This is a genomic window from Microbulbifer regidiadema (SeqCode), from assembly GCF_052466995.1.
Map to the genome: position 1 here is coordinate 131542 of NZ_CP174297.1, position 25283 is coordinate 156824.

Genomic DNA, 25283 nt, shown 5'->3' on the forward strand with positions numbered 1-25283 from the left:
AGAGAAATTGAGTGAAAAATACCAGTTGTATTCTGTTGGCCGGAGAGACGGCTGCACGGCGCATACGTGGGGAGGGCTTGTCCCAGGGGCAGTTTTCCACACTGGTCGGCGCTTCCGGTGGCCCCAAGTGGCTGGTGATCAGCCAGTTGGATCGGGTGTTGATGGGGGAGTTTTTCAAGGAGCGGAGTGAGCCAATCACCACTTTGGGATCGTCTATCGGCAGTTTTCGCAACATGTGTTACGCCATGGCGGAGCCGCTGTCGGCACTTGAGCGATTGGAGCATTACTATATCAATCAAGTCTATTCCGAAAAGCCCTCACCTGGGGAAATTACCGCCGGCGGTCGCAAGATGTTGCAGGCGGTGTTGGCTGCCGATGGCGCTCGCGAGGTGGTGGAAAACCCCATCTGGCACAGTCATTTTGTAGCGGTGCGGGGCAGGGGGCCTCTGGGCAGCGAAAACAAGGCGCTTCTGGCCCCGGCGTTACTGGCCTCGGCATTGGCCAATGCGGTTTCCCGCAACAGCTTGAGCGCTTTTTGGGAGCGGGTGGTTTTTCATTCGCAAAAGTCGGCGGGCATCCACTTCGAAAACTTGAGCACTGAAAACATACCGCTCAGCGAGCAGAATACCTGTGCCGCCGTGCTGGCCAGTGGTTGTATTCCCCTGGTGATGACCGGGGTACAGACGCCCGAGGGGGCCCCTGAGGGCAACTATCGCGATGGCGGCATCACCGACTATCACTTTGATCTGCGCTTCCGCCACCCCCAGGGATTGGAGCTCTATCCGCACTTTTTCCCCTATATGGTGCCCGGTTGGTTTGACAAAGGGCTTTCCTGGCGGCGGGTTCGCGGTGATGCGATGCAATCCACTCTGGTTGTGGCCCCTTCGCCCAAATTCGTTGCCACCTTGCCCTATGGCAAAATCCCCGACCGCAATGATTTCTACAAACTCGACCGTGAAGATCGTTTGAAGTACTGGGGGCGGGTGGTTGATTTGAGCCGCCGGGTAGCGGATGACTTTTATGAAATTTGGCAAAGTGGCCGGGCGGCGGACTATTTAATTGAGGTGGGCGCCGAGGATATCCCCCACCGATTGCAGCAGGTCAGGGCCGCATAGGTATGGTGCAAGAATTCAACAGTCCTCAGGAGGAGTACCGTACAACCCAAGAGCGGGTTTATTTTCAGGTGCGCGATGCGATTCTGCGGGGCAAATTTTTGCCGGGCAGGGCGATTACGATCCGGGGGCTGGCCGCAGAGCTCAATTGCAGCCCCATGCCGGTACGCGAAGCGCTGCGCCGCTTGACTTCGGAGCGGGCCCTGGAGCTGTCGGATACCCGGCGGGTCAAGGTGCCGACAATGACCCCGGAAAAGTTGGCAGAGATCTGCACCGCTCGGGTTGCCCTGGAGTGCCAGGCCGCAGAGCAGGCCCTGCCTCTGGTTGGCGATGCCGACTTGGCGCGGCTGCGGACGTTGGATGAGCGCGTTACTGAAGCGCTGGCGCAGAAAGATATCGAGCGCTATGTAACCACCAACCTGGAGTTTCACTTTACCCTTTACCGCCTGGGGCAGCCCCATATCATTTTGTCCCTGATTGAGAGTCTGTGGTTGCAGACCGCGCCCCTCCAGCATCTGGTTTTTCAGCGCTTCGGTGTGCAGGAGCTGCCAGATCGGCACCAGGACCTGCTTGAAGCTATTGCCAGTAGGGATGTGCTGAAGGTGCGCAAAGCCATTCAGCAGGACATTGAGGAGGGGCTCGGCTCTATCTCCGCAGAGGAGCTGCTATAGCAGCTCCTGGTCCCATCAGCACTTCAAGTCCTCTTGACCATTTAGTTTCCACTTTTTTTCCTCGCGCGGGTGCAATTCGACCTTATGTTTTCGGTAGGGGCAGATAGCCCTTGCGCTTCTGTCGATGGCCCCACTAGAATGTGATCACAAATTAGTGGTAACGATTTGGCCTTTGGAGCCCGATGGGTGGGCGCTGAGCAAGGCCTGTGAAAGCCAGGAGATAAATATGAACAAGACTGAGCTGCAGCAACACGACCGCGAGCACCTGTTACACCCCTTTACCGACTTCCACGATTTGGGGCAGCAGGGGACCCGTGTCATTACCAGCGCCGAGGGCGCTTACATCACCGATATTGATGGCAACAAACTGCTCGACGGAATGTCGGGCCTCTGGTGCTGCAATCTCGGCTACAGCCGCAAAGAGATCAGCGATGCGATCTACGAGCAGCTGAATACCCTGCCTTTCTACAACAGCTTTTTCCAGTGCACTACGGTGCCCTCAATTGAACTTGCCGACGCCCTGGCGGAAGTGACTCCGGCACATATGAACAACGTGTTCTTTACCGGCTCCGGTTCCGAGGCCAACGATACAAATTTGCGCCTGATTCGCCGTTTCTGGGATATCCAGGAGAAGCCCGAGAAGCGCATCGTGATTTCCCGCAAGAACGGCTATCACGGCTCTACCATTGCCGGCGCCAGTCTGGGTGGGATGAGCGGTATGCACAAGCAGTTCCAGCCGCTCGATTATATTGAGTACGCACAGCAGCCCTACTGGTTCGCCGAGGGTGGCGATATGTCTCCAGAGGAATTCGGTATTCAGGCGGCTCGCAGTCTGGATGAGAAAATCCAGGAGCTGGGTCCGGATAATGTCGCGGCCTTTATTGCCGAGCCAATTCAAGGCGCCGGTGGGGTAATTATTCCGCCAGAAACTTACTGGCCGGAAGTCAAGAAAGTGCTGGACCAGTATGACATCCTGTTGGTGATGGACGAAGTGATCTTTGGATTCGGTCGTACCGGTGAGTGGTTCGGCGCCGACTATTACGGCATGAAGCCCGATCTGATGACCTTTGCCAAGGCGGTAACCAATGGCTACTTCCCGCTCGGCGGCACTATGGTGAGTGACCGCGTCGCTGAGGTGATTAAAACCAAGGGCGGTGAGTTTACTCACGGCTATACCTATTCCGCGCACCCGGCTGCCTGTATGGCTGGTCTGGCAACTATCAATATTCTGCGCAGTGAGAAGATTATTGAGAATGTTCGCGATATAACCGGCCCCTACTTGTCCAAGCGCTGGGCTGAACTGGCGGAGCACCCGATTGTTGGCGAAACCCGCAGTCTGGGTATGGTCGGCGCCTTGGAGCTGGTAAAAGATAAGGCCAGCCGCGCTCGCTTCGACGACGATTGCACCGCAGGTGCGGTATGCCGTGACCTGAGTATCAAGCACGGCTTGGTTATGCGCGCGGTTGGCGATGCCATGGTTATCGCGCCGCCGCTGATTATGACCACAGAGCAGATCGACGAGCTGGTAGAAAAAGCACATCGCGCCCTGGACGACACTGCGAAAGCACTGGCGTAACATAGCGGCAAGACACCCTGTTGCAGAGGCGGCCAGCGAGCTCTTCTTTCCACGGTAATAAGTGGGAGGGGGGGGGCTGGACCGCCTCTGCGCGGTTAGATTGGATCACCCCCAGGCACCTTATGTCTCAAGAAAAAGAATTCACTGCCCAGCCGGACCTGTTGGAGCAGTCACAAAAATTCCTGGCAGAGCACCCGGACCTAAAGTGGATTGAAGGCTTTATGTTCGATATCAATGGCGTGCCGCGAGGGAAATGGTTGCCGGCGGAAGCGGCCGAGAAACTGCTTAAGGGCAGCCTGCAAATGCCGCGCAGTGCGGTTAGTCTCGATATCTGGGGGCGGGATATTGAAGACAGCCCACTGGTCTTTGCCAGCGGGGACAGCGATGGTGTCTGTCTGCCGGTATCCCCAATGACCCTGGCGCCCTGGCACCGCGAGGCCACCGCTCAGCTGCATATGCAGTTGCACGAAGCGGACGGCTCCTCTCTCTACGCCGATCCCCGCAGCCAGTTGCAACGCGTGGTAGAGCGCCTCGGCAAGCTGGGCTATACCGCCGTGTGCGCGACCGAGCTGGAATTCTACCTGCTTCGCGATGAGGTGGATCACCTGGCGCGCCCGCGCCCGGTTAGCGATAACGATGCGGAGCTGGTGCCGTCTACCGACGTTTACGACCTATCCGAGCTCAACGCGCAGCGACACTTCTTTGCCGATGTGCGCGCAGCCTGCGAAGCCCAGGGGATCCCCGCCGACTCGGTATTGTCAGAGTGCGCGCCGGGGCAGTTTGAAATCAACCTGCTGCACAGCGCCGATCCGGTTAAAGTCGCCGATCAAACACTGCTATTTAAGCGCCTGCTAAAAGGTGTAGCGCGCAGCCACGGTTTCCGCGTGAGCACCATGGCCAAGCCTTTTGGCAATCAGGCGGGCAACGGCATGCATGTGCATATGAGTTTGATCGACGCCAGTGGTAAGAATGTCTTTGACGATGGCTCTGACAGCGGCTCCGATTTGCTGCGCTATGCCGCCGCTGGAATGCTGGCGACGGCCAACGATGCGATGGCGTTCTTTGCACCCCACAGCAATTCTTACCGCCGCTTCCAGGAGAGTTCCCACGCACCGCTGAATCTCTGTTGGGGTTACGATAATCGCACCACTACTTTGCGGGTGCCCGCCAGTGATCCCGCAGCGCGGCGTATCGAGCACCGCATTGCCGGGGCGGATGTAAACCCCTACCTGGTGCTGGCTGCGATTCTCACCGGTGTGTGTCACGGTATTGAGAAGCAGCTGGAGGCGCCGGCACCTGTCGAGGGCGATGCCTATCAGGTGGAGAGTGAGAAGCTGATCAATACCTGGAGCGGTGCACTGGAGCGATTCGAACAGAGCCCTCTGTGGCGCGAGTATCTCGATCCGCGTTTTGTGGAATTGTTTTCCCTGTTGAAGCGACAGGAGCAGGCCGAGATCGCCGCCCGCGTTACCGATGTTGAATACCAGAGCTATCTGCACCGGGTATAAATTTTGAGGGTGTGCCTGAGCGCCGATAACCGCTTTAATAAACGGCTTTCACGACAGGAGAGTCAGGGTAGGCAATTCCTCTGCTATACCTAAATTTAAGTGCATAACGCGCTTGAAACTCTCCTCCTGAAAGTGTGTTCGAGAAATCTAGCCCGCCATTTGGCGGGCATTTTTTATTACCCGCTCGTTAATACCTGTTTTAGCCTTTGTCTACCTTGAGGGTGTCGGGCGATATGGCCTGAGTTGGTGGCCCTGTCGCCATTTTGGCTTGCGAGCACACCCTTGAGTCAGGATACCAAGAGTGTGGACCGCTTCTGCCTAGCAGTCATTTCTCCGCCAGTGTATTCTTCCGCTTTACCAGTGAGACACCCCAGACGGTCGATTCTTGCGTGTCGGCATTTGCAGAATGCCTGTGCGCAAGTGGTTAATGTAATGGGGTATAAGAATATTGCAGATGGGGAAACTATGACCGCCTTGGGAAATTGTGCAGACGGTCCAACGGCTGGCGAAAAGCGGCCGCTTAAAATTTGCCTTTTGGGGTATCGCAGCCATCCACATAGTGGCGGCCAGGGCATTTACCTGCGCTACCTGAGTAAAGCACTGGTTGATGCCGGTCACTCCGTGGATGTTATTTCTGGGCAGCCCTACCCGGAGCTCGATGAGCGCGTCAAGCTTATCAAAATGCCGGGGTTGAATCTCTATGAAGTCGAGCGCCCCGCACGGGCCTTGAAACCCCGCCACCTGTTGTCATGGGCGGATTTTTTTGAATGGTGGAGCAAGCTTACCGGAGGGTTTGCCGAACCCTATACCTTTGGTCGCCGGGTCAATAAATACCTGCGCAAGCACGGCAAGCAATACGACATTGTTCACGACAACCAGTCACTGTGCTACGGCCTGTTGGATATCGAGAAAAATGGCTTGCCTGTTGTCGCAACCATTCACCACCCCATTACCCGCGACCGCCAATTGGCGTTAGATGCGGCTCCTGACTGGCGTTTTCGCCTGCTGGTGCGCCGCTGGCATAACTTCCTGAATATGCAGATAAAAGTATCGCGCAAACTCCGCCATATAGTGACGGTTTCCAAGCAATCTGAGCGGGATATTATCGAGCAATTTGGTGTGGCTCCCGAACAGATTCACCTTATTTACAACGGTATTGATACCGAGTTATTCAGCCCGGGGGCGGAGAATAAGCGCCTGCCGCTGCGTATTATGACTACCGCCTCGGCGGACCAGCCACTGAAAGGTTTACGTTTCTTACTACAGGCGCTGGCGGAGCTGCGCGGGGAGTATGCGGACATAGAGCTACTGGTGGTAGGCAAATTGCGCGAGGGTGGTGCCACCGAGCGCCTGCTTCACGACCTGGACCTTCAAGATAGGGTGCAGTTTGTCTCCGGCATTTCTAACGATGAGCTGGTGGATCATTACCGCAAGGCGACAGTGGTCGCTTGCCCATCGCTCTACGAAGGTTTTGGCTTGCCCGCCGGCGAGGCAATGGCGTGTGGTGCCCCTGTTGTATCCAGTGATGGGGGGGCTTTACCCGAAGTCGTTGGGGATGCCGGAATTGTGGTGCCTGCAGGCAATCACGAGGCTTTGGCCAGCGCCCTGCGCCAAGTGTTGTCCAGCGAGGCGCTGCGCCAAGAACTCAGCGAGAAAGGCCGACAGCGTATTGAAAATAAATTTTCCTGGAAGATTGCCGCAGACAGCCTGGTGAAATATTACCGGGAAATTCTCGGGCACTCCCTGGTGCAACAGTCTGGTGATCACGCCGTGGATACGCCGAATATACGCAGTGCGGAGGCCGCTTAATGATTACCGTAGATCCACAGCACTTGAGTCTTCGCCCGGGACAAAAAGTCCTCGATTTAGGCTGCGGTGAAGGGCGTCACTCCATTCACTTGATGATTACCGATGAGGTCGATGTTTACGGCATCGACCTGTGTTTTGACGATGTGCGCACCGCCAGTGAGCGAGCGGAACCTTTCCGCGCTCCCGAGCATTCAAAGGGCCGTTTGCAGTTCGGTGTTGCCAATGGTTTGCAGCTGCCATTTGCCGATGGGAGTTTTGATGTGGTGATTTGCTCGGAGGTACTCGAGCATATCCCCGACTATAAATCCGTATTGGCGGAGATCAATCGAGTGTTAAAACCCTCCGGTATTTTTGCCGCGACGGTACCGGCCTTTTTCCCCGAGTGGGTGTGCTGGAAACTCAGTGATGAATACCATCAGGTTGAGGGGGGGCACATTCGAATATTTCGCGAGCGCGGGTTGCGCGAGGATATTGAAAAGCTGGGTCATCGCTATTTTGCCCGGCATAAAGCCCATGCACTGCACGCCCCCTATTGGTGGTTGAAGTGCCTGTTTTGGAATAAGCCCAACGCCCGCTTGGTATCCGCCTATCACCGCTTGCTGGTGTGGGATCTGATGAAGAAACCGGCATTTACCCGGATTCTCGAAAAATTGCTGAACCCGTTTTTGGGAAAAAGTATTGCGCTTTATTTTGTCAAGCCTGCCAGTTCGGCACAGCGAGTAGAAGATGCGCCCCTCCCCCTGTCTGAGGGCGCTGAAGCATGAGTGAGGTTTCTGTGTCGGCAAAAGTTTCAGGCCTGTTTCCGGAAGGATTTATTCAGAATAGTGCTGCCTATATCCTCTCCCAGCAGCTTGCCGATGGCTCAATTCCCTGGTTTAAAGGCGGCTATGCCGACCCCTGGGATCATGTCGAGGCCGCTATGGGGCTCGCCATTGCCGGGGAGTTCAGCGCTGCGGAAAGAGCCTATGGCTGGTTGGCTGAAATACAATTGGAGGACGGCAGTTGGTGGGCGGCTTATAAAGACGGCGATATCGACAATCGGGAGCGCCGCGAAACCAATTTTGTCGCCTATGTGGCGACAGGGGTCTGGCAGTATTTCCTGATCAGTAAGGATGCGCTGTTTTTGCAGCGCTATTGGCCGATGGTGGAGGGCGCGATCGAGTTTGTACTGCGCCTGCAAACGGAGTTTGGCGAAATTCACTGGGCGGTGGATGCCGAGGGTAAACCGCTGGAAGACGCCCTGATCACCGGTTGCTCTTCTATTTATAAAAGCCTGGAATGCGCCATTAACATTGCCCATCAGCTGGGTATTGCCCGCCCTCAGTGGTCGTTTGCACGGGATGCGCTGGGCGATGCACTGCGCAATAAGCCGGAGCGTTTTGACCGTACCTGGGAGAGCAAGGCGCGCTTTTCGATGGACTGGTTTTACCCGGTATTAACCGGCGCTTTTTCTGGCGAGGCGGCGCAGCTGCGCCTTCAGCAGCGCTGGGATGAGTTTGTCGTGGCCGGTTTGGGCTGTCGCTGTGTCAGTGATGAGCCCTGGGTAACCGTGGCTGAGTCGTGCGAACTCACCATGTCCCTGGTTGCCGCTGGACAGCGCTCGCGAGCAGAGATTTTGTATCGCGGCTTGCACCGCTGGCAGGACAAAGACGGAGGCTATTGGACCGGTTACGTCTATCGGGATGAGGCTATCTGGCCGGAGGAAAAAACTACCTGGACCGTTGGCGCCATGCTTTTGGCCGCCGATGCGCTCGCCGGATTAACGCCAGCGAGCGCGCTGTTTACCTCGGTGTGTCTGCCCTCAAATGCGGCGCAGGATGCCCAGGGTATCGACAATTTCGACCAGCTCGAATTGAGCGGAAGCCAGGGCTAGCTTGTAAATATCATAGGGCGCCTGGCCGCCATCGGCAGGGTCCGGGAAAATATCGTGGATAGCCAGGTAGCCGCCGGGCACGATATGCCGGGACCAGCTGCGATAGTCGGTCATGGCCGCCTCCAGTGAGTGGCCGCCATCAATAAAGACCAGGCCCAGAGGGGTATTCCAACGGCGTGCGGCCGTTGCGGAGGGGGCGACCACGGGAACTACCCAGTCGTCCAATTCGGCAGCGCGAATATTGGCGCGGAAAGTGCGGAAACTGTCCATTAAATTGGCCTGACCATCAAACAGCTCGGGGTCGTGATACTCCTCTCCGGGCTGGTGCTCCTCGGAACCGCGATGGTGGTCTACGGCAAACAGGATGTTATCGGATAGTTTACAGGCGCTGGCCAGGTAGATAGTCGATTTGCCGCAGTAGCTGCCCACCTCAAGGCAGGCGCCCAGGGAGCTGGCCTTCGCGGCCAAGTGGTAGAGAGCTTCCCCCTCATGGGCGGCGAGAAATCCTTTAATCGTTTGAATATCGACAGGTAGTTTTAGAGACATGGGTAACCGCTTGCTGTTTTTCGTGGTCGAAACACTAAACTGCCACTATTACAAAAGCAATTGGGTTTTTTATTCAGCGGCTCTTTGGGGCTCAGGAAAATAAGTAGAAATTGAAGTATGCGTAAGGATCACAGACCCTATTGGCTCAAGCGAGTGCAGTTGCGCTGGCGCAAATGGCGAATGGAGTATTTTCTTCTGCCGCAATTTGATGCGGTTGGTGTTGAGCCGGAAGTGATGGACCCGGGTTCTGTTCATGTTTTTGGTGGAAATGTTCGACTGGGGAATTACCCCCACCTAATCTCCAATAGTGAAAAATGTATCCGCTTTACCACCTTTGGGCACAAAGGGGGCGAAGCGTTTATTACTATTGGTGATTTTGTGCTGATCTCTCCGGGCGTGCGTATTTCTGCGGCGCAATCTATAGAAATTGGTGATGCCTGCATGATCGCGGCCAATGTCTATATTTCAGACTCCGATTGGCACGGACTCTACAATCGCACGCGCCCGTTCCGCTGTACGTCACCGGTACGCCTGGGTAACAATGTGTGGATTGGTGATGGCGCAACCATTTGTAAAGGTGTCACTATCGGTGATAACTCTGTGGTGGGGGCCGGTAGTATCGTCACTAAGGATGTCCCTGCAAATACGGTTGTCGCCGGCAATCCGGCAAAACCCATTAAATCAATAAATCCCAAGCGGCGTATGATTACCCGCGAGGCATTATTTGCCGATGCCTTTCGCCAGGCGCACAATCTGGATGAACTGGATAAGATGATGTTGGCAGACAACAGTTTATTGGGGTGGCTGCGCGCAGTATTTTTTCCCCGCCGTGGCGATTAAATGTGTAAGTATTAATTAAATGAAAAAAAGAAAAAGCATTGTCCTGATTGGAATGCCCGGCGCCGGAAAAAGTACGCTGGGGGTGTTGTTGGCCAAGGAGCTTGCGCTGGGATTTACGGATACTGATGTTCTGATTCAATCCAGGGAGGGCAAGACTTTGCAGCAAATTATGGCCGACAGTGACTATTTAAACCTTCGCGCCATTGAGGGGGAGGTTTTAGCCGAGGCTAGCCTCCCCAGTGATGTTATCGCCACCGGAGGCAGCGCAGTCTATAGCGAAGAGGGCATGGAAAACCTGCGCACTCAGGGGGTGGTGGTGTTTCTCCAGTGTTCGGCAGAAGAGCTGCGCCGGCGTATCCACAACTATGAAAGCCGCGGTATCGCCAAGGCCCCGGGGCAGTCTTTTGTAGAGCTGTTTGAAGAGCGCCAAGCCCTTTATCGGCGATATGCAGAAATTACGGTGAATTGTGATGGTCGCTCCCTGCAGCAGGTGCTTGAGCAGGTGCTTGAGGCGCTGGGAGAGTTTGCCGAGTCGCGATGATTTTTGCAGCGGGCCCCAGGCCTTGAGACGAGGGGCTTTACTTTTCTCGCTGTTGCCTTAAAGTGGCAGCTGAGTGGTGTATTTCACCTGCTTGAGGGCAAAGGTGGAGTTGACCGATGCCACGTTTGGCAGGTGCACCAGAGAGCGCTTCAGTAACTGCTCATAGTGCTCCACGCTATCTACGACCACGCGCAGGACATAGTCTTTGTCCCCACTGGTTGAATAGCACTCCACCACCTCTTGGACATCCTGAACGGCTGATTCAAAATTGTTCAGGGATTCCTCATCGTGGTTGTGAATGATAACGTAGCAGTAGACGGTAACACCCAGGTCCAACTTGCGTGGATCTAGCAGGGTAACGCGGCCACGGATAATGCCCTCGGCTTCCAATCGCTTGATTCTGCGCCAGCAGGGCGTGTGGGAAAGACCGACTTTATCACCCAGCTCTGCCATGGAGTAATCTGCGTTCTCCTGCAGCGCTCGCAGAATCTTGCGGTCAAAATCATCCAGGTCTGTCGAACGCTTCATAAAGACTCCTATCCTATAAAAATTATTTCATTCGAAACTTTCATCACAAATTTACGCATATTTGCGTGAATAAAGCAATGCTCCATTGCCCTTAACGAACTAGTATGACCTGACTAAACCGTTTCGGGATAGGTGCCGTGCGCCTTCAGCCGCTCTGGGACTTTGCGGCAAATATAACAACAGGCGCACCTAGCCACAGAAAACGGACTATTCGGAAGAATAATGACTAATAACTCGGACCGGGTTTCGAGAAGAATAATTAACCGGAAGTAGGTGTATGACTGAAAAAGTAACCAGTCCTCAAAGTACGGCGGACTCCCAGGTAAAAAAACAAGTTTCACTGGACGATCGCTACACCATGCTCAGGGGGCGTGTGCTCCTCTCAGGCATCCAGGCCCTTGTGCGCTTACCCATAGATCAGATGCGAATGGACCGGGATCGCAGTCTCAATACTGCGACTTTTATCTCCGGTTACCGGGGGTCGCCCCTGGGCGGGTACGACCTGCAGTTATCCCGGGCGAAAAAACTGCTGGAAGAGTACAACATCCGTTTCCAGCCTGGCGTCAATGAAGAGTTGGCCGCTACGGCAGTTTGGGGTTCTCAGCAGGTGGGCTTGTTCCAGGGCGCGGAAGTGGATGGCGTCTGCGGCATTTGGTATGGCAAGACGCCGGGCGTCGACCGCTCTTGCGATGCCTTTCGCCATGCCAATGCGGCGGGTTCCTCTCCCAAAGGCGGTGCGCTGATTATTGCCGGCGATGACCACGGCTGTAAGTCATCGTCCTATCCCGGACAATCTGAATTTGCCTTTGTGGATATGCATATTCCAGTACTGAACCCCGCCACCGTGCAGGAGGTGCTGGACTATGGTCACTACGGCTTGGAGCTGTCGCGCTTTAGCGGTTGCTGGGTGGCCATGATCACCCTGGCAGAAAATATGGACAGCTCTGCGACCGTGGAAGTGGACCCTGAGCGGGTCAAATTTAACTACCCGGATATCGAGCGCCCCGAGGGCGGCCTGAATATTCGCAAGCAGGATAACCCCCTCGAACAGGAAGAGCGCCTGTGGCGCTACAAGCGCCCCGCTGCACTGGCTTTTGCCCGCGCCAATAAGCTTAACAAGGTGGTGTTGGAGAACCCCGAGGCGAGCCTCGGTATCGTCACTACCGGTAAGGCCCATCTGGACCTGATGCAGGCCTTCGAAGATATGGGTATCGATGAGCAGAAGGCCAAACAGCTCGGTATCCGCATCCTCAAAGTGGGCATGACCTACCCCCTGGATGTGCCGGGTATTCAGGAGTTTGCCCGAGGGCTGGATACGCTGCTGGTGCTTGAAGAAAAGCGCAGCCTGATGGAGGTGCAGCTGAAAGAGGAGCTGTACAACGTTCACGTTAAGGACCCGAATTTCCCGCGTATTCTCGGCAAGGTGGACGATAGCGATCAGCCGTTGATGCCAGCTTATGGCGAACTGTCGCCGGCGATTATTGCCCAGGTGCTGGGCTTTGTTCTGGGTGAGGACAAGTTGGACGAAGGCGGTAAGCACCGCCTGATGCGCCTCAACGCCCTGGCTGAGCGCATTTCCCGGCAGGCGGGCTCCAGCGTATCGCGCCTGCCCATGTTCTGCGCCGGCTGTCCCCACAACCGTTCCACCAAGGTGCCGGAGGGGAGTCGGGCTCTGGCAGGTATTGGCTGTCACTATATGGCCCAGTGGCTCGACCGGGAGACTTATACCTTCACGCAAATGGGTGCCGAGGGCGTTAACTGGGTGGGGCAGGCGCCGTTTACTAGTGAAAAACATGTCTTTGTAAACCTGGGTGATGGCACCTACTTCCACTCCGGCATTTTGGCGATTCGCGCTTCCGTGGCTGCCAAGGTCAATATCACTTACAAGATCCTGTTTAACGATGCAGTCGCCATGACCGGCGGCCAGCCCCACGACGGGGAGCTGGCACCGGATATGATTTGTCGTCAGGTTTTGGCGGAAGGGGTAGAGAAGGTTGTCCTGGTGATGGATAACCCGGATAAATACAAAGGTGCGCTGTCTTTCCCCAGTGAAGTTGAAATTCATCACCGGGATTACCTGCCCGTGGTAATGAATGAGCTGCGTGAGGTTGAAGGTTGTACCGTTATTATTTACGACCAGACGTGTGCCACTGAACTGCGCCGCAAGCGCAAGCGCGGGCTGCTACCCAAAGCCGAGGGGCGCCCCTTTATCAATGAGCTGGTGTGTGAGGGCTGTGGGGATTGTGTCCAGCAGTCGAGCTGTATCGCAGTGGAGAAAGTGGAAACGGCGCTGGGAGATAAACGCCGGATAAACCAAACTGGCTGCAACCAGGATATGTCCTGTGTTAACGGCTTCTGCCCGTCCTTTGTCACGGTGAAAGGCGGCAAGATAGCCAAGGGCGCCGGGGTTGGCGATGTGTTGCGTACTGAAGCGGCCAAGTTGCCCTTGCCACAGCTGCCGGACTTACAGCAGCCCTACAACTTCCTGGTGACCGGCGTTGGCGGCACCGGTGTGGTGACTATTGGCGCCTTGTTGGCGATGGCGGCGCATATCGAAGACAAGGCGTGCAGCACCCTTGATCAGACCGGCCTGGCACAAAAGGGCGGGGCGGTTTACTCCCATATCCGCTTTGCCGCCGAGCCCCAGGCTTTGCAGGCGGTGCGTATTTCCGATGGCCGCGCCGATGCCCTAATGGCCTGCGACCTGATTGCTGCGGGCAATGTGGCGGCTTGTCTGGCCAAGCTGGATGAATCGCACAGCCGTGCGGTGGTAAATACCCATTTGAGCCCAACGGCGGCAACGGTGCTTGGGCGTGAAGATGTCCACTCGCCGCAGGCGGTGCTGGATACGGTGAGCAGTGCGGTTAGTGAGCTGAGTTCTGTAGAGGCACATCGCCTGACCAAGTCGGCCCTGGGGGATACGCTCGCCGCCAATATCTTTATGCTCGGTTACGCCTGGCAGAAAGGGCTGATCCCGCTAACTGAGGCCTCTCTACTGGAAGCGATCCGCTTAAATGGTGTGGCTGTGGAGGGCAACCTACAGGGATTTGCCGCAGGGCGCCTGGCGGCAGAGAATCGCCAAGCGTTAGATAAACTGTTAAGGCCTGAAAAAGCTGCGCTAGAGGTGCCACAAACGCTTGAGGCGATAGTGGCTCATCGGGTGGCGCATCTCACCGGCTATCAAAATGCAGATCTCGCCGAGCGCTACCGCAGTCTGGTAGATACAGTGAAATCTGCTGAGATTTTAAAAGTGCCCGGCAATGTACAGCTGGCTGAGGTCGTTGCGCACAATTATGCAAAACTGCTCGCCTATAAAGACGAGTACGAGGTCGCCCGCCTGTATACCGATAGTCGCTTTAGCGAATCACTCAAAGAAAACTTTAGTGGCGACTTTACCCTGGAGTTTAATTTGGCTCCCCCACTATTGGCGCGCTTCGATAAAGGCCTGGGGCGTCCCCGCAAAATGAAGTTTGGCGGTTGGATGTATAAGGCATTTACTGTGCTGGCGAAGCTAAAATTCTTGCGTGGATCGGCGTTTGATATCTTTGGCTATACCGCTGAGCGAAAAATGGAGCGGGCGCTGATTGGCGAATATGAAGAATTGGTTAAGAAAGTTCTGGATCAATTGAATTCGCAGAATCATGCCGCCGCAGTCGAGCTACTTCAATATCCGGACAGCATCCGGGGCTATGGCCCGGTCAAAGAGGCCAATATTGAAAAGGCAAAACAGCAGCGGGATATCGCCTGGAAGCTTTTTGAAAATCCAATCCGGGATGTGAACCGATCGGCGGAAGTTGAAGTGTTTGACCCGGCCAAGGCGCAGCAGGTAGGTTAATTACCGCTTTACCTGAGCGGCTCGGAGAGTTTTTAGAGCCGCTCGTTATTTCCTACCAGACACCCTGTAAGCGCACGGCGAATTGGTTAGTTTTATCTCCAGTAAAATCGTCGTCGCCCAGGGTGATATTCATCATGAGCCGCACTTTGGGGTTGAAATAATAATTAAATCCCAAAGTGAAGTTGCTGGCTCGCAGGTGGCGCAAGTCCCGATTATCTATGCTGTTGTATCTTGCCGCCAGTTCCCAGGCACCCTCTGGGGGCGATGGCTTTATCGATTTAAATACCCCCTTTTTGGCGTCGTAGGGTTTACTCTGTCCGCTAATTGCCCAGCTTCCCAAAATATACCAGGCGTGGACATCCTGATCGCCAATAAAGCACCCACTGATGGGGTCGCAAAAAAAGTTTGCTGGTTGACCGAAAAACTCCTCAAATGTCAATTCAGAGAGGTATAGCTTGCCGCCAAACTGTCCGTAGGCATATTCCGCCTGCATAAATAGAGAACCATATGTCGCTGCCAATTCGAGGCCGGTGATATTGGCATGTCTTCCGGCATCCCCTAGAAAGAATTCGTCATCGCCAAACGCCCCAAAGAAGTTATCCGCTCCGCCGGGGGTGATAGCTATGAGTTGCTCAGGCCCCCGGCGACCGGCATAGGCAACTTCCGCGAGGATATCCGGGGTGTCTTGATTTGCTTTTTCATAACTTTGGGATATCCCCAGGTGGAGTGTCGATATCGCGCTGCTGATGGGGGCCCAGGTTAACCGGGCAGCGCTACCAAACCCTGAATTTCTGGGTTCGCCCGGATTGCGCAAATTAAACAGGTTCAGGCTGAAGGTGTGGCAGCACCAATAGGTATTCCAGCCGATTCCCTGTTGCCGCCCTCGGCCACTAAAAATACCTGAGGCAGAGGTGGCCGCCCGCTCCATCAGTACTAAGTCGTTGGAACTGGTGAGCTCATTAATTGAGCGGCCGGGCTTGAAGTTACCGATGGTGAGTTTTCCATTGTAGAGTTCAGTCGCGAGGTAAACATCGCGAAGTCCACCGGTTCCATCACTGGCAAAATCCCGCTCTAGCTTGTAATCCCACTGCCATACTTTGCCCTTTACAAAAAGTCTGGCGCGGCGAAAGTCTGTGGTATTGACTGGGTCTTCCAGGTCTTTATCAAAAATATAGGTATCGAAGTGTATCCTTCCGCCGAGCTGTGCGGAGAAATTGCCATCATCGGAGATAATTTTTAGTCCGCCAGTTGTCTCGGCCTCATCGGCAATGACCGCCAGGCTAAATAAAAGGGTGGCTATGACACAGCATGCTCCCCAACCCTTCATAGGGCACCTCTTCTTGTTGAGAGTGATCATTGATCGAGGGAAAAGTGTTATTCGAGTTTAGCAATAGAACAGGCGGAGTCGGGAGGGGCGTAAATAAAGCGGCGCAGAAAATCTGCGCCGAAAATCACTGGAGGGGCGCTGTATTAGAGGCGCTCTAATTGGTAGCCACTGTCGCCCAAGAATTCAAGCACACTGCGCTCACCGACTAGGTGGCCGGCGCCGACAATCACAAATAGGGATTTGTGGTTCGGTCCTTTGAGGACAATTTTTTCAGCCATTTTCTTGTTTCGGTCAAAGAACAGGGTGTCGTACAGCGATTTATATTCGGGATTCTCTGTTAGGCTGTCGAGGATAATCAGGCGGTTTAAGGTATCGCTATCCCCCTTTTTCCAAGCGCTGGTAATTTGGGGTAAAAAAGATGAAATATCTTCAATTTGCTCCAGGGTCTGCTGGAGTAGCAGGGCTGGGTTCTCCAGGCCATTTAACATCTGAAACTGCTGGAGTACACCCTCTAGCTCCAGAATAGACTTGCCATCTTTTTTGGCCTTTAACAGGAAATGCCGGTCAATACCGAGCTCAGGGTTGAGGCCGTGGGCTTGCATCTCAAGCATGCTCATAGAGATCATGGCAATGGCGGGGCGCTGTCGAATAAACATCGCCTCGGGCATATTGCGCTTTTGCATCCATGATTTCAGTTGATCGTACAGCTCGGGGGGCAGCTCGTCTTTCAGGGTGCGCTCGCCCTGATACACGGATTCCATCATGATGCGCTGCTGCAACAGTGGGTCACCTTCAGCAGCGAGGATATCGGCCTCTACGGCAATGGCATCACTTCTGCTGTATGCCTGCTCAATTTTTTCTCTAAGAGGGTAGAAATCCTCAGTTGCCAGATGTATGGAGCCGAGTAAATAAACCGTCTTGCCATCTTTACTCGCTTTCCAAAAGATGCCTTTATCGCTCTCAGCGGCTGAAGCCCCTACAGTGAGCAAAAATAGTATGAGGGCGAGTACAAAACTTATTTGTCGATGGAGCATGATCAAGTCCCTGAGTGGTTTGCTTCGCTAAATACTACCATTAACCTTTTCTGGCACCAGAGGTAGGGGGGCAGTTTTGGCAAATAGAGCCATTCCCGTGTAAATTAGTGATGACTAGCTGGGAAATTCTCCTTGGCGGAGTCAAAATAGCCCTTTTGGTCTGCGGTCACGGAAGTCAAATTGAAGGTTGTACAGTTTTTACCCAGTTTAGAGCCAGGGGTCGCGGCAACGCTTGCGCTTGAGTTTGCCAATGAATTGGTCAAAAAGGGCCATGAATCCCTGGTAATTTCTGCCGGTGGACCAATGGAGGCGCGGTTTCGCCTACACGGTAGTGAGCATATTAAATTTCCGGCGATCCGGGAGTCGGCTTGGTCACTGCGCCATGTATCCCGCCTGCGCAGGGTCCTTACCCAGTTGCAACCGGATATCGTCCATACCTATGGCCGCCCGACAGCCTTTCTCGCCTGGCGCGCGCTAAGGCGTGCCCCCGCCACAAACCGCCCCAAATTGGTGCCTTTGGTGGATCAATATTTCTCTAATAGCTACTTCAATAAAGGCTTGGCGGCGGGAGATGGAATTATTGCAACTTCATATGGGGTTGCTGAGCACCTGAATAAGTCCATCGCCAGGCCTGTAGAAAAATCAATGGAGATTATTTATCGCGGTATCAACACTCGCGAGTTTGACCGTGAAAAGCCCGTAGCCAGCCAGTGGCAGTTGAAGCTTCTGAATAGCTACCCCCAGCTGGAGGGGAAAAACTGGTGGTTGATGCCGGGGGTGATTTCTGCCGGCGGGGGGCACGAGGCATTTTTGCAAATGCTGGCACAAATTGTAGGGCAGAGGGACGACATTCACGGAGTAGTCGTCGGCAGCCCACTAGGAAATGATTTGCGCTATCTGAAAAAATTGGAAGCGCTCGCGCAAGACTTGAACCTGGGTGGCAAGGTGACCTTTCTCGGTGAGCGCCGCGATATGCGCGAGCTCTATGCCAGCTCTCAACTTGTCTTTCACCTTGCCGGGGAGAGGGATGAGAGTGGCAAGTATGCCAAGGAGGCTTTGGCGATGGGGCGTCCGGTAATTGCTTATGCCGATGGTTGCGCGGGGGAGGTTTTGCAAAATCATTTCCCCGACGGATTGGTGCAGCGAGGCGATACGAAAGCGCTGATAGAGTCGACTTTAGGTCTGCTGGGGCGCTCTAACAGCTTGAACCCGCAAGACTTTGGCTATGCAAGCGCAGCGGAGAAAACTATAGATTTTTTCCGTAGGGTTTTAAATTAACTCTGTAATGCCTCTGCAGGCTTTTGGACGATAAAAAGCCGGCTAAAAATACAAGTGTCCATTGACGGAGAGGGTGTCAAAGCCCACATTGGGCATATTGGTGCCGGCATTGGAGAAATGGCTGTAGCGCAAAGAGACGGAGTGGCCTCTGCTAAAGCGATATCCCAGTGCCAAATGCAGTGCAAAATTGAGCTTGGTGCTCAATTCGAGTTCGCCAAAATGTCTTTCGCTTAAGTAGGACATGCCTATGCCCGCTTCGGTAAAGCTGCCCTGTGGCTCACTGCGAGGATACCAGCGCAAGACGGGCTTAATTTCAATAATATTTTGCAGCTGTTTTTCTTTGAGGTGCTTGATTCGCAGATGGGAATAACTGCCTTGACCCCACCATTGCAGGGTATTATCGCCGAGGCTGAATGAGGATAGTCGTTGGGAATAGCTAAATCCTGCCATATCTGCGGCTGAGATAGACAGGTATTGTATAAGTTCATCTCCCAGCCCCTTGCCGCCACTTGCAATAAACTCTGACTCTGCACAGATCGGCGGCGCAAACAGGAAGCCGCCGATAAGCAGACAGGCACAGTGTTTGCGAGCACTGTGAGTTTCGCTTGGGAATACTGATTTACGCATAATTTTGCGGAATCTGCTGATGAAACTGTTTTAAAGACTAGTGGGCAAGGGTTCAATGGCAAGCGTCCAGAGAGGGGCTTGCCATCGGTTTCTTTCTCTTCTAGCGCCACTGGCGTTTCAGTTGTCGCAGTGCGTCAGAGTGTAATTGCCGCGCACGCTCCTGGCTAAGCCCCAGCTGCTCGCCAATAACCCGAAAAGAGCAATCCTTGTCGGAAATTAACCCATACCTCAAATTGAGGACTGTTCGCTGTCGTGCCGGCAGGCGGGAAACCGCCTCTCGCAGGCGCTGAGCCAATTCCTGGTTGGTCACCAGCTCGTCTGTATTGTAAAGCTCATCTGCGGGTGCGTAGTCCAGCCGGGTACTGCTCTGGTCGTCTGCTACCGGGTCATCCAGTGACCCAGTTGGTCCGGGCAGTTTTAGCAGGCTTTGAATCCTCTCGATATCGAGCCCGGTCTGGCGGGCCAGATTGTCATCGGATGCGGGTTGTCCTAGGGCGCGAACTTCGCCGATGGCTCTGTAAATGGCTCTTAAGTCATCCTGAACATTGGCCGGCTGTCGAACCAGATCTTCGTTGCGCCTTAGGGCCAGCTGAATCTCTTGCTGAATCCACCAGTAGGCATAAGTTGAAAAGCGGTAGCCCATTTGCGGTTTAAAGCGCTCAATTGCCTTCATTAACCCAACATTGCCCTCTTGAATCAGGTCGATAAAGGGGACCGATGGGTTGCGGAAACGTTTGGCGATAGCGATAACCAGGCGCAGGTTGCACTGGATCAATTTTTTTCGCTGCTTTTGAAAGCGCTGTAGGAGCCCATTCAGTCTGCTGCGATTGCGCCTGTCCAGGTTCTCGCTGGAGAGGAGTGCTTCTGTATGGGCAATGATCAGCCCGTGATCGTAGGCACCGGTGCTTCCCCGCTGTTCTACCCCTTCGCTGCGCAGCTGGACCAGCTGGGTGCCGCTATTTTGAAGGCTGGAGATCAGTTTTTCTTCCAGGTCGCGCAATAGGCAGGTGGTACTGTGCTCATCCTCCGGGGTTAATAGCTCAAGCCTATAAAGGTGCTTGAGATAGCTTTGCATCGGGGTGCTACCGCTCTCGGAGAGCGTATCGCCCGCTGCCGGGATCTCTTCGACATTGGGGCTGCGCTCAACGCTGGGGTTGGGCGTATCTATACCCTGAGAAGAGTCGGAGAGGGGGTCGCTTGTATCCTTCAGCCATTCTTCATCCCTTGAGTAAAAGTGTTCTCGGGACAAGTGCTTAACCTTCTGTTGGCTGTGTGAGTACCATACGCTGTGAGGCTATAGGCGTTGATGGCGCCTATTTCCCTCTCACTATAGAAGAGTATTGGGAAGGGCGCCTGGGTCAGGTATGACTGGAGGGTTGCTTTGGTTTGCTGCAATAAGTCGGGTGGGGCGGGATAAGGTGCTCCCGCCGGGGATATAAACCTACTTAATACGTTTTACACGGAGCTTGCGACCGCCATCAATAGGCTTCATAAAGAAGGAGCCAAGCAGTGCTCTTTCTACAACTACAGGGTCGCCAACTTTCCAGAATACGTTGCTTGAATCATTTTGCTTCCACAGCTGGCCGTTATCAAGCGTAATAAATCGTTTGCCATGGGCGCCCATTTGGATTGCTGCGATCTTGGCGTCGATTCTCTCAGGCGCCTCCTCACTTGCAAGCTTCTGCTCATGGCCGAATTCTCTAACAGCGCGCTCCTCTAAAGAGTGGGCAACCCGGTCATAGCAGTCGAGGCGGTTTTCTTGTGATTTAATCCCGGAGCAGGCTTTGATCTGGTCGCTGATAGACTCCGCAAAAACCGGTGGGGAAGAGAGTGCCAGTAAGGTGAAAATAAGTGCTACTTTCATAATTCAGGGTATAGATTTATTGGCTAATTATGCGTTCATTCTGCCTGATAAGGTGCTATTGAACAAATAGATTTGGGAAGGGGTTCACACCTTTCCGCAGATCAACATGAAAGAATTTATGAAATAGTGTGTGATGGCTGAGCGCTGTGGTATTGGGGACTGCACTGAAAAATTGCAAAGGTTGAAAGCTATCAGTGCAGAATGGATTATAAAATCAAACTATCCAGGGGTGGGGAATGAAGGGTTTATTAGCACCTGTAGCGCTGTTTACTGTGGTGATTGGCTATTTTTTTTGCGAGGGAGTGAATCTCGCTGTCTCTGATCGGGCTAGGGCGCATGCAGCGGGGGCCGTATTGAGTGAACGGGACGATCAGTCCGTTGACTATAACCAGTACTCGGGAGACGCTGAGGACGCCGAGCTGTTTGACGACTCTGATATGTTGGAGTTTGACGGTGATGTATTTGCCGATGCCCCTGAGCAGATGCCGCCGTTGGCAGAGGGCTCGGGTGGCAAAAACAGCGATGAAAAGGACTTTGGCGAATAGCAGCCCGATATAGTTCGAGTGAAAGTTGGCTGGACAAGCGCCCGAAGGTAAAACTCGGGCTCTTGTCCATAGTTAGTGTGTCTATTTTTGCTGGGCGCTAAAGTGCTTTCCGCTCAGGCCCTTGCTGTCATCGCCCATCAGGTAGAGATAGGTGGGCATAATGTCTTCTGCCGAGGTGACCGTTTGCGGGTTTTCCGCAGGGTAGGCGGTTGCGCGCATCGTTGTCCGGGTTGCTCCGGGGTTTAGGCTGTTCACCCGGATATTGGATACGCCTTCCAGCTCATCGGCGAGCACCTGCATAAGGCCTTCAGTGGCAAATTTTGATACTGAATAGGCACCCCAATAAGCCCTTCCTTTGATCCCCACGCTGGAACTTGTAAAAACAATAGATCCCGCGTCTGACTCTTCCAGTAGAGGCAGCATTGCCTTGGTCAGGCCGAATGCCGCATTGACATTGACCTGCATTACCTGTTGCCAGGTATTGAAATTGTAATTGCCGATGGGGGTGCGCTGCCCGAGCAGGCCGGCATTGTGCAGGAGTCCATCCAGGCGGCCGAACTCGGTGCGAATAGCTTCTGCGAGCCCCTCAAACTCCTCTATTTTTGCCGTACTGAGGTCCATAGGGAAAATTGCAGGCTGTGCGCCACCGGCGGCCTCGATTTCATCATAGACCGCTTCTAGTTTGGGGGTTGTACGGCCAAGCAGGATGACTGTTGCCCCGTGCGCAGCAAAAGTTTTTGCTGCGGTTTTCCCTATGCCATCTCCGGCACCGGTGACAAGAATAATTTTGCTTTTTAGTAGGTCGGAGGGCGCTTGGTAATCGCCAACAAAGTCTGACATGAAATATCCCGATACTGTCACTGAGCCTTAATGCCCAGCGTTACTTCAATTTTCAAAAATAGTGTTGTTGTAGGAGTGGCCAAATCTCGTCGGCGGAATTTACCAGGTGGTCCGCCCCCCAGTCGGCGGGGTTGTCTGTCGAGTCGATATAACCATATCCGCAGGCGATAGTTGGCATACCGGCTTTTTGTCCGGCGATGATATCGCGTTTGTGATCGCCGATATAAACTGCCTCAGCGGGTGTGCATCCAATTTGGCTACAGGCTAAAAATAGGGGCTCGGGGTCTGGCTTGGATTTGCTGACATGGTCTGGACAGATAATCGCGGAGGCGGGTGGCAGGTGGGTAAATGCCTCCATTAATGGTGTTGTATAGAGCTCTGGCTTATTGGTGACAATTCCCCAGGGGAGATTGTTTTCAACCAGGTTGTCGAGCAGGTTTTCGATGCCGGGGAAGGTGGTTGTCTTCTCGGCAAGGTGCGCGAGATAGAGATCCAGCAGTCTCTGGAGCAATTCCGGGAATGCGGGATCACCTTCCGCTATATTAAATCCCAGGGTAATTAACGCCCTGGAACCATTGGACACCGTGCCGCGGATTGTCTCGTCGGGTAGTGGTGGCAGTTGTTCCTGTTGGCGCAGTTGATTTAATACAACAATAAAATCCGGTGCTGTATCAAGCAGGGTACCATCCAGGTCAAATAAAACGGCTTTCATTTGGCTGTTCGCTTATTCGGGTTTACTGGCATACATTAGATAATTGACGTCGACATCCCGAGGGTTCAACTTGTAGCTGCGGCTAACTGGGTTGTAAGTCATGCCGGTAATATCGTGAGCTTCCAGGGACTCATCGCGCAGCCAGGCGCCCATTTCTGAGGGGCGGATAAACTTACTGTATTCGTGCGTGCCCTTGGGCAGTAAGCGTAGGACATATTCGGCCCCGACTACGGCAAACAGCCACCCTTTGGGGGTGCGATTGATCGTGGAAAAGAAGAGTTTACCGCCGGGTTTTACCAGTTTTGCACAGGCGCGAATAACAGACGAGGGGTCTGGTACATGTTCGAGCATCTCCAGGCAGGTAACAATATCGAAGCTTTCAGGTGCTTCTTCTGCCAGTTCCTCTACCGCCACTTTGCGATAATTGACACTGACACCACTTTCGAGGGCGTGCAGTTTGGCGACGTTAAGGGGGGCCTCCCCCAGGTCGATACCGGTTACATCGGCCCCTCTTTGCGCCATGGCCTCGGCCAGAATGCCGCCACCGCAGCCCACATCAAGGAGCTTCTTGCCGGCAACTGGAGCGTGCCCGTCGATGTAATTGGCGCGCAGCGGATTGATTTCGTGTAGCGGTTTGAACTCGCCTTCCCTGTCCCACCAGCGGCTGGCAAGTTGCTCAAATTTGGCGATTTCTGAGGGATCTACATTGCTCATGAACTTCTCTGCAAACTCCGTCGCTCGGTAACCGGCATTTTCCAGTGATTGGGCCGGAATCAGGATTTATGGAGCTTCTGAATCGTTCCGTGACGTTTCTGCGGCCGCAAAGGTCCGCAGAGATATTACGGGGTTGTTCGGAGGCTCCTGATCTAGCGTGAATTTCCATTGATTCTATCACGCCACATTTGCGCACGCTGGATAACCTCAGTCTCGTTTAAGGTTTGCAGCTGGCGCTCCTTTAAAAGTTGCCGCCCTGCCACCCAGACGTCGCTGACATTGTGTCCACCGTTGGCATAAATTAGCTGGGATACGGGGTCGTGCAAAGGTTGCTGTTCTAGTCCGCCCAAATGAATGGCTGCGATGTCCGCACTTTTGCCCACTTCCAAGCTGCCAGCGGTGTCTTCAATACCTAGCGCTTTGGCGCCGTTGATAGTCGCCATGCTCAGTGCCTGGTGTGCGGGTAGGGCGGTCGCGTTCCCGCTGACGGCTTTTGCCAGTAGCGCTGCGGTATTGGCTTCGGAGAACAGATCCTGGGTATTGTTGCTCGCAGCGCCATCGGTACCGAGAGCGACGTTGATGCCCGCTTCCAGCATGTCATAGGTTGGGCAAAAGCCTGAGGCGAGCTTGAGGTTGGAGGAGGGGCAGTGGGAAACGTGAGCGCCACTTGAACTCACTAGCTCAATATCTCGCTGGTTGCTGGCCACCATATGTACGCAGAGTGTCTGCGGCCCCAATAATCCCAGGCGGAACAGTCGCTCGGTGGGCCGCTCCCCGGTGGCGCTCAGGGCGCTTTCAACTTCGCCATGGGTTTCGTGGAGGTGCATTTGCACAGGGATCTGCGCCTCGGCAGCGCAGACTGCAATTTTTTCCAGGGTTTTATCGCCTACGGTATAGGGAGCGTGGGGGGCAAATACCACCTCAATACGGTCGTGTGCGCGGTAGTCATCGCGCAGGGCCAACCCTTTGTGCAGCGCTTCATCACTGTTGCGGCTCCAGGGGGTTGGGGCATCCAGCACCGGGAAGGCGATATGAGCCCTGATTCCGCTCTCCCGTGCAGCAATGGCAACAGCTTCCGGGAAGAAATACTGGTCGGAGAAGGTGGTGGTGCCCGAGCGCAGCATCTCGGCAATGGCTTGCCGGCTGCCGTCGGCCGCAAACTGCGGACCCACCCAGCGCTGTTCGGTTGGCCAGATATGCTGTTCCAGCCACTCCTTTAAAGGGCGGTCATCGGCGTAGCCGCGCAATAGGGTCATGGGGGCGTGGTTGTGGGTATTGATCAGCCCGGGGATGAGTGCGTGCTGCCCCAAGTCGACCTCATCTTTTGCCTTAAAGCGCATCGAAGCTTCAGCGGTGGGTACCAGGGCGGAGATTTTGCCCTGCTCTATCGCAAGCGAGCAATTTTCGTACACCTTTTTCTCGGGTACGACCGGGATAATCCAGCGCGCGTGGATCAGGGTATCGACAGTTTGTTGCATCAGCTTTATTGGGTGACTGTTACGG

23 protein-coding genes are annotated in these 25283 nt (G+C 54.3%); 12 read left to right on the top strand and 11 right to left on the bottom strand.

Annotated features, from left to right (window positions below):
- Window positions 1–11: 11 nt before the first annotated feature.
- From ACJJIK_RS00560 to ACJJIK_RS00590, 7 genes are all read left to right on the top strand, one after another.
- A complete protein-coding gene (locus ACJJIK_RS00560) occupies window positions 12–1115 on the top strand; it encodes a hypothetical protein (RefSeq protein ID WP_444931700.1) in 1104 nt (367 codons plus the stop codon).
- Window positions 1116–1117: 2 nt separating this feature from the next.
- Window positions 1118–1783, top strand: coding sequence for a GntR family transcriptional regulator (locus tag ACJJIK_RS00565; protein ID WP_444931699.1), 666 nt, complete (start codon window positions 1118–1120; stop codon window positions 1781–1783).
- A gap of 226 nt (window positions 1784–2009) precedes the next feature.
- A complete protein-coding gene (locus tag ACJJIK_RS00570) occupies window positions 2010–3359 on the top strand; it encodes an aspartate aminotransferase family protein (RefSeq protein ID WP_444931698.1) in 1350 nt (449 codons plus the stop codon).
- Between the two features lie 122 nt (window positions 3360–3481).
- A complete protein-coding gene (locus ACJJIK_RS00575) occupies window positions 3482–4867 on the top strand; it encodes a glutamine synthetase family protein (protein WP_444931697.1) in 1386 nt (461 codons plus the stop codon).
- Window positions 4868–5299: 432 nt separating this feature from the next.
- Window positions 5300–6676 (top strand): glycosyltransferase family 4 protein, encoded by a 1377-nt coding sequence (locus ACJJIK_RS00580; RefSeq protein ID WP_444931696.1) that lies wholly within the window; start codon window positions 5300–5302, stop codon window positions 6674–6676.
- Window positions 6676–7440 carry a class I SAM-dependent methyltransferase gene (locus ACJJIK_RS00585; RefSeq protein ID WP_444931695.1) on the top strand — a complete coding sequence of 255 codons (765 nt, stop codon included), beginning with the start codon at window positions 6676–6678 and terminating at the stop codon, window positions 7438–7440. Before ACJJIK_RS00580 ends, ACJJIK_RS00585 begins: the two co-directional genes overlap by 1 nt.
- The gene (locus ACJJIK_RS00590) at window positions 7437–8549 is read left to right on the top strand and encodes a prenyltransferase/squalene oxidase repeat-containing protein (protein ID WP_444931694.1); all 1113 of its coding nucleotides are present in this window, start codon (window positions 7437–7439) and stop codon (window positions 8547–8549) included. The genes ACJJIK_RS00585 and ACJJIK_RS00590 overlap by 4 nt, the downstream gene beginning before the upstream one ends.
- On the opposite strand, the gene ACJJIK_RS00595 is transcribed toward ACJJIK_RS00590, so the two are convergent.
- Window positions 8478–9095, bottom strand: a complete 618-nt coding sequence (locus ACJJIK_RS00595) for a class I SAM-dependent methyltransferase (protein ID WP_444931693.1) — start codon at window positions 9093–9095, stop codon at window positions 8478–8480. The two genes, ACJJIK_RS00590 and ACJJIK_RS00595, sit on opposite strands and share 72 nt — an antisense overlap.
- Window positions 9096–9212: 117 nt before the next feature.
- On the opposite strand from ACJJIK_RS00595, the gene ACJJIK_RS00600 reads away from it, so the two are divergent.
- The gene (locus tag ACJJIK_RS00600) at window positions 9213–9935 is read left to right on the top strand and encodes an acyltransferase (protein ID WP_444931692.1); all 723 of its coding nucleotides are present in this window, start codon (window positions 9213–9215) and stop codon (window positions 9933–9935) included.
- A gap of 19 nt (window positions 9936–9954) precedes the next feature.
- Entirely contained in the window at window positions 9955–10476 is a 522-nt protein-coding gene (locus tag ACJJIK_RS00605) for a shikimate kinase (RefSeq protein WP_444931691.1), read from the top strand.
- 57 nt (window positions 10477–10533) lie between these two features.
- Here the strand turns inward: ACJJIK_RS00605 and ACJJIK_RS00610 are convergent, their stop codons facing one another.
- The gene (locus tag ACJJIK_RS00610) at window positions 10534–11004 is read right to left on the bottom strand and encodes an Lrp/AsnC family transcriptional regulator (protein ID WP_444931690.1); all 471 of its coding nucleotides are present in this window, start codon (window positions 11002–11004) and stop codon (window positions 10534–10536) included.
- 277 nt (window positions 11005–11281) lie between these two features.
- Between ACJJIK_RS00610 and ACJJIK_RS00615 the strand changes: the two genes are divergently transcribed.
- The gene (locus ACJJIK_RS00615; protein WP_444943875.1) at window positions 11282–14839 is read left to right on the top strand and encodes an indolepyruvate ferredoxin oxidoreductase family protein; all 3558 of its coding nucleotides are present in this window, start codon (window positions 11282–11284) and stop codon (window positions 14837–14839) included.
- 52 nt (window positions 14840–14891) lie between these two features.
- Here ACJJIK_RS00615 and ACJJIK_RS00620 read toward each other — a convergent pair whose 3' ends face one another.
- Window positions 14892–16166, bottom strand: a complete 1275-nt coding sequence (locus ACJJIK_RS00620) for an OprO/OprP family phosphate-selective porin (protein ID WP_444943876.1) — start codon at window positions 16164–16166, stop codon at window positions 14892–14894.
- Between the two features lie 143 nt (window positions 16167–16309).
- Window positions 16310–17200: a TraB/GumN family protein gene (locus ACJJIK_RS00625; protein ID WP_444943877.1), complete on the bottom strand. Its 891-nt coding sequence runs from the start codon at window positions 17198–17200 to the stop codon at window positions 16310–16312.
- 180 nt (window positions 17201–17380) lie between these two features.
- On the opposite strand from ACJJIK_RS00625, the gene ACJJIK_RS00630 reads away from it, so the two are divergent.
- On the top strand, window positions 17381–18478 hold the full coding sequence (locus ACJJIK_RS00630) for a glycosyltransferase (RefSeq protein WP_444943878.1): 1098 nt from the start codon (window positions 17381–17383) through the stop codon (window positions 18476–18478).
- A gap of 42 nt (window positions 18479–18520) precedes the next feature.
- Here ACJJIK_RS00630 and ACJJIK_RS00635 read toward each other — a convergent pair whose 3' ends face one another.
- The 3 genes from ACJJIK_RS00635 to ACJJIK_RS00645 form a co-directional block, all read right to left on the bottom strand.
- The gene (locus ACJJIK_RS00635; protein WP_444931685.1) at window positions 18521–19105 is read right to left on the bottom strand and encodes an acyloxyacyl hydrolase; all 585 of its coding nucleotides are present in this window, start codon (window positions 19103–19105) and stop codon (window positions 18521–18523) included.
- Between the two features lie 100 nt (window positions 19106–19205).
- Complete coding sequence (locus ACJJIK_RS00640; RefSeq protein WP_444931684.1) at window positions 19206–20354, bottom strand: sigma-70 family RNA polymerase sigma factor; 1149 nt, start codon at window positions 20352–20354, stop codon at window positions 19206–19208.
- Window positions 20355–20546: 192 nt separating this feature from the next.
- Complete coding sequence (locus ACJJIK_RS00645; RefSeq protein ID WP_444931683.1) at window positions 20547–20969, bottom strand: hypothetical protein; 423 nt, start codon at window positions 20967–20969, stop codon at window positions 20547–20549.
- 236 nt (window positions 20970–21205) lie between these two features.
- On the opposite strand from ACJJIK_RS00645, the gene ACJJIK_RS00650 reads away from it, so the two are divergent.
- The gene (locus ACJJIK_RS00650) at window positions 21206–21514 is read left to right on the top strand and encodes a hypothetical protein (protein WP_444931682.1); all 309 of its coding nucleotides are present in this window, start codon (window positions 21206–21208) and stop codon (window positions 21512–21514) included.
- Window positions 21515–21595: 81 nt separating this feature from the next.
- Here ACJJIK_RS00650 and ACJJIK_RS00655 read toward each other — a convergent pair whose 3' ends face one another.
- The 4 genes from ACJJIK_RS00655 to ACJJIK_RS00670 all read right to left on the bottom strand — a co-directional run bounded on the left by ACJJIK_RS00655 (window position 21596) and on the right by ACJJIK_RS00670 (window position 25258).
- Window positions 21596–22354, bottom strand: a complete 759-nt coding sequence (locus ACJJIK_RS00655) for a YciK family oxidoreductase (RefSeq protein ID WP_444931681.1) — start codon at window positions 22352–22354, stop codon at window positions 21596–21598.
- A 52-nt stretch (window positions 22355–22406) separates the two neighbouring features.
- A complete protein-coding gene (locus ACJJIK_RS00660; RefSeq protein WP_444943879.1) occupies window positions 22407–23066 on the bottom strand; it encodes an HAD family hydrolase in 660 nt (219 codons plus the stop codon).
- 12 nt (window positions 23067–23078) lie between these two features.
- A complete protein-coding gene (gene ubiG / locus ACJJIK_RS00665) occupies window positions 23079–23780 on the bottom strand; it encodes a bifunctional 2-polyprenyl-6-hydroxyphenol methylase/3-demethylubiquinol 3-O-methyltransferase UbiG (RefSeq protein ID WP_444931679.1) in 702 nt (233 codons plus the stop codon).
- A 152-nt stretch (window positions 23781–23932) separates the two neighbouring features.
- Window positions 23933–25258: a TRZ/ATZ family hydrolase gene (locus ACJJIK_RS00670; protein WP_444943880.1), complete on the bottom strand. Its 1326-nt coding sequence runs from the start codon at window positions 25256–25258 to the stop codon at window positions 23933–23935.
- Between the last annotated feature and the right edge of the window lie 25 nt (window positions 25259–25283).

Bases quoted from the DNA above. Each gene is read 5' to 3' on its own strand.
- ACJJIK_RS00625 (WP_444943877.1), bottom strand. From the start codon at position 17,200: ATGCTCCATCGACAAATAAGTTTTGTACTCGCCCTCATACTATTTTTG.
- ACJJIK_RS00645 (WP_444931683.1), bottom strand. From the start codon at position 20,969: ATGAAAGTAGCACTTATTTTCACCTTACTGGCACTCTCTTCCCCACCG.
- ACJJIK_RS00595 (WP_444931693.1), bottom strand. From the start codon at position 9,095: ATGTCTCTAAAACTACCTGTCGATATTCAAACGATTAAAGGATTTCTC.
- ACJJIK_RS00585 (WP_444931695.1), top strand. From the start codon at position 6,676: ATGATTACCGTAGATCCACAGCACTTGAGTCTTCGCCCGGGACAAAAA.
- ACJJIK_RS00575 (WP_444931697.1), top strand. From the start codon at position 3,482: ATGTCTCAAGAAAAAGAATTCACTGCCCAGCCGGACCTGTTGGAGCAG.
- ACJJIK_RS00660 (WP_444943879.1), bottom strand. From the start codon at position 23,066: ATGAAAGCCGTTTTATTTGACCTGGATGGTACCCTGCTTGATACAGCA.
- ACJJIK_RS00635 (WP_444931685.1), bottom strand. From the start codon at position 19,105: ATGCGTAAATCAGTATTCCCAAGCGAAACTCACAGTGCTCGCAAACAC.
- ACJJIK_RS00620 (WP_444943876.1), bottom strand. From the start codon at position 16,166: ATGAAGGGTTGGGGAGCATGCTGTGTCATAGCCACCCTTTTATTTAGC.
- ACJJIK_RS00565 (WP_444931699.1), top strand. From the start codon at position 1,118: ATGGTGCAAGAATTCAACAGTCCTCAGGAGGAGTACCGTACAACCCAA.
- ACJJIK_RS00615 (WP_444943875.1), top strand. From the start codon at position 11,282: ATGACTGAAAAAGTAACCAGTCCTCAAAGTACGGCGGACTCCCAGGTA.
- ACJJIK_RS00600 (WP_444931692.1), top strand. From the start codon at position 9,213: ATGCGTAAGGATCACAGACCCTATTGGCTCAAGCGAGTGCAGTTGCGC.
- ACJJIK_RS00610 (WP_444931690.1), bottom strand. From the start codon at position 11,004: ATGAAGCGTTCGACAGACCTGGATGATTTTGACCGCAAGATTCTGCGA.
- ACJJIK_RS00605 (WP_444931691.1), top strand. From the start codon at position 9,955: ATGAAAAAAAGAAAAAGCATTGTCCTGATTGGAATGCCCGGCGCCGGA.
- ACJJIK_RS00670 (WP_444943880.1), bottom strand. From the start codon at position 25,258: ATGCAACAAACTGTCGATACCCTGATCCACGCGCGCTGGATTATCCCG.
- ACJJIK_RS00650 (WP_444931682.1), top strand. From the start codon at position 21,206: ATGAAGGGTTTATTAGCACCTGTAGCGCTGTTTACTGTGGTGATTGGC.
- ACJJIK_RS00655 (WP_444931681.1), bottom strand. From the start codon at position 22,354: ATGTCAGACTTTGTTGGCGATTACCAAGCGCCCTCCGACCTACTAAAA.
- ACJJIK_RS00580 (WP_444931696.1), top strand. From the start codon at position 5,300: ATGGGGTATAAGAATATTGCAGATGGGGAAACTATGACCGCCTTGGGA.
- ubiG (WP_444931679.1), bottom strand. From the start codon at position 23,780: ATGAGCAATGTAGATCCCTCAGAAATCGCCAAATTTGAGCAACTTGCC.
- ACJJIK_RS00570 (WP_444931698.1), top strand. From the start codon at position 2,010: ATGAACAAGACTGAGCTGCAGCAACACGACCGCGAGCACCTGTTACAC.
- ACJJIK_RS00590 (WP_444931694.1), top strand. From the start codon at position 7,437: ATGAGTGAGGTTTCTGTGTCGGCAAAAGTTTCAGGCCTGTTTCCGGAA.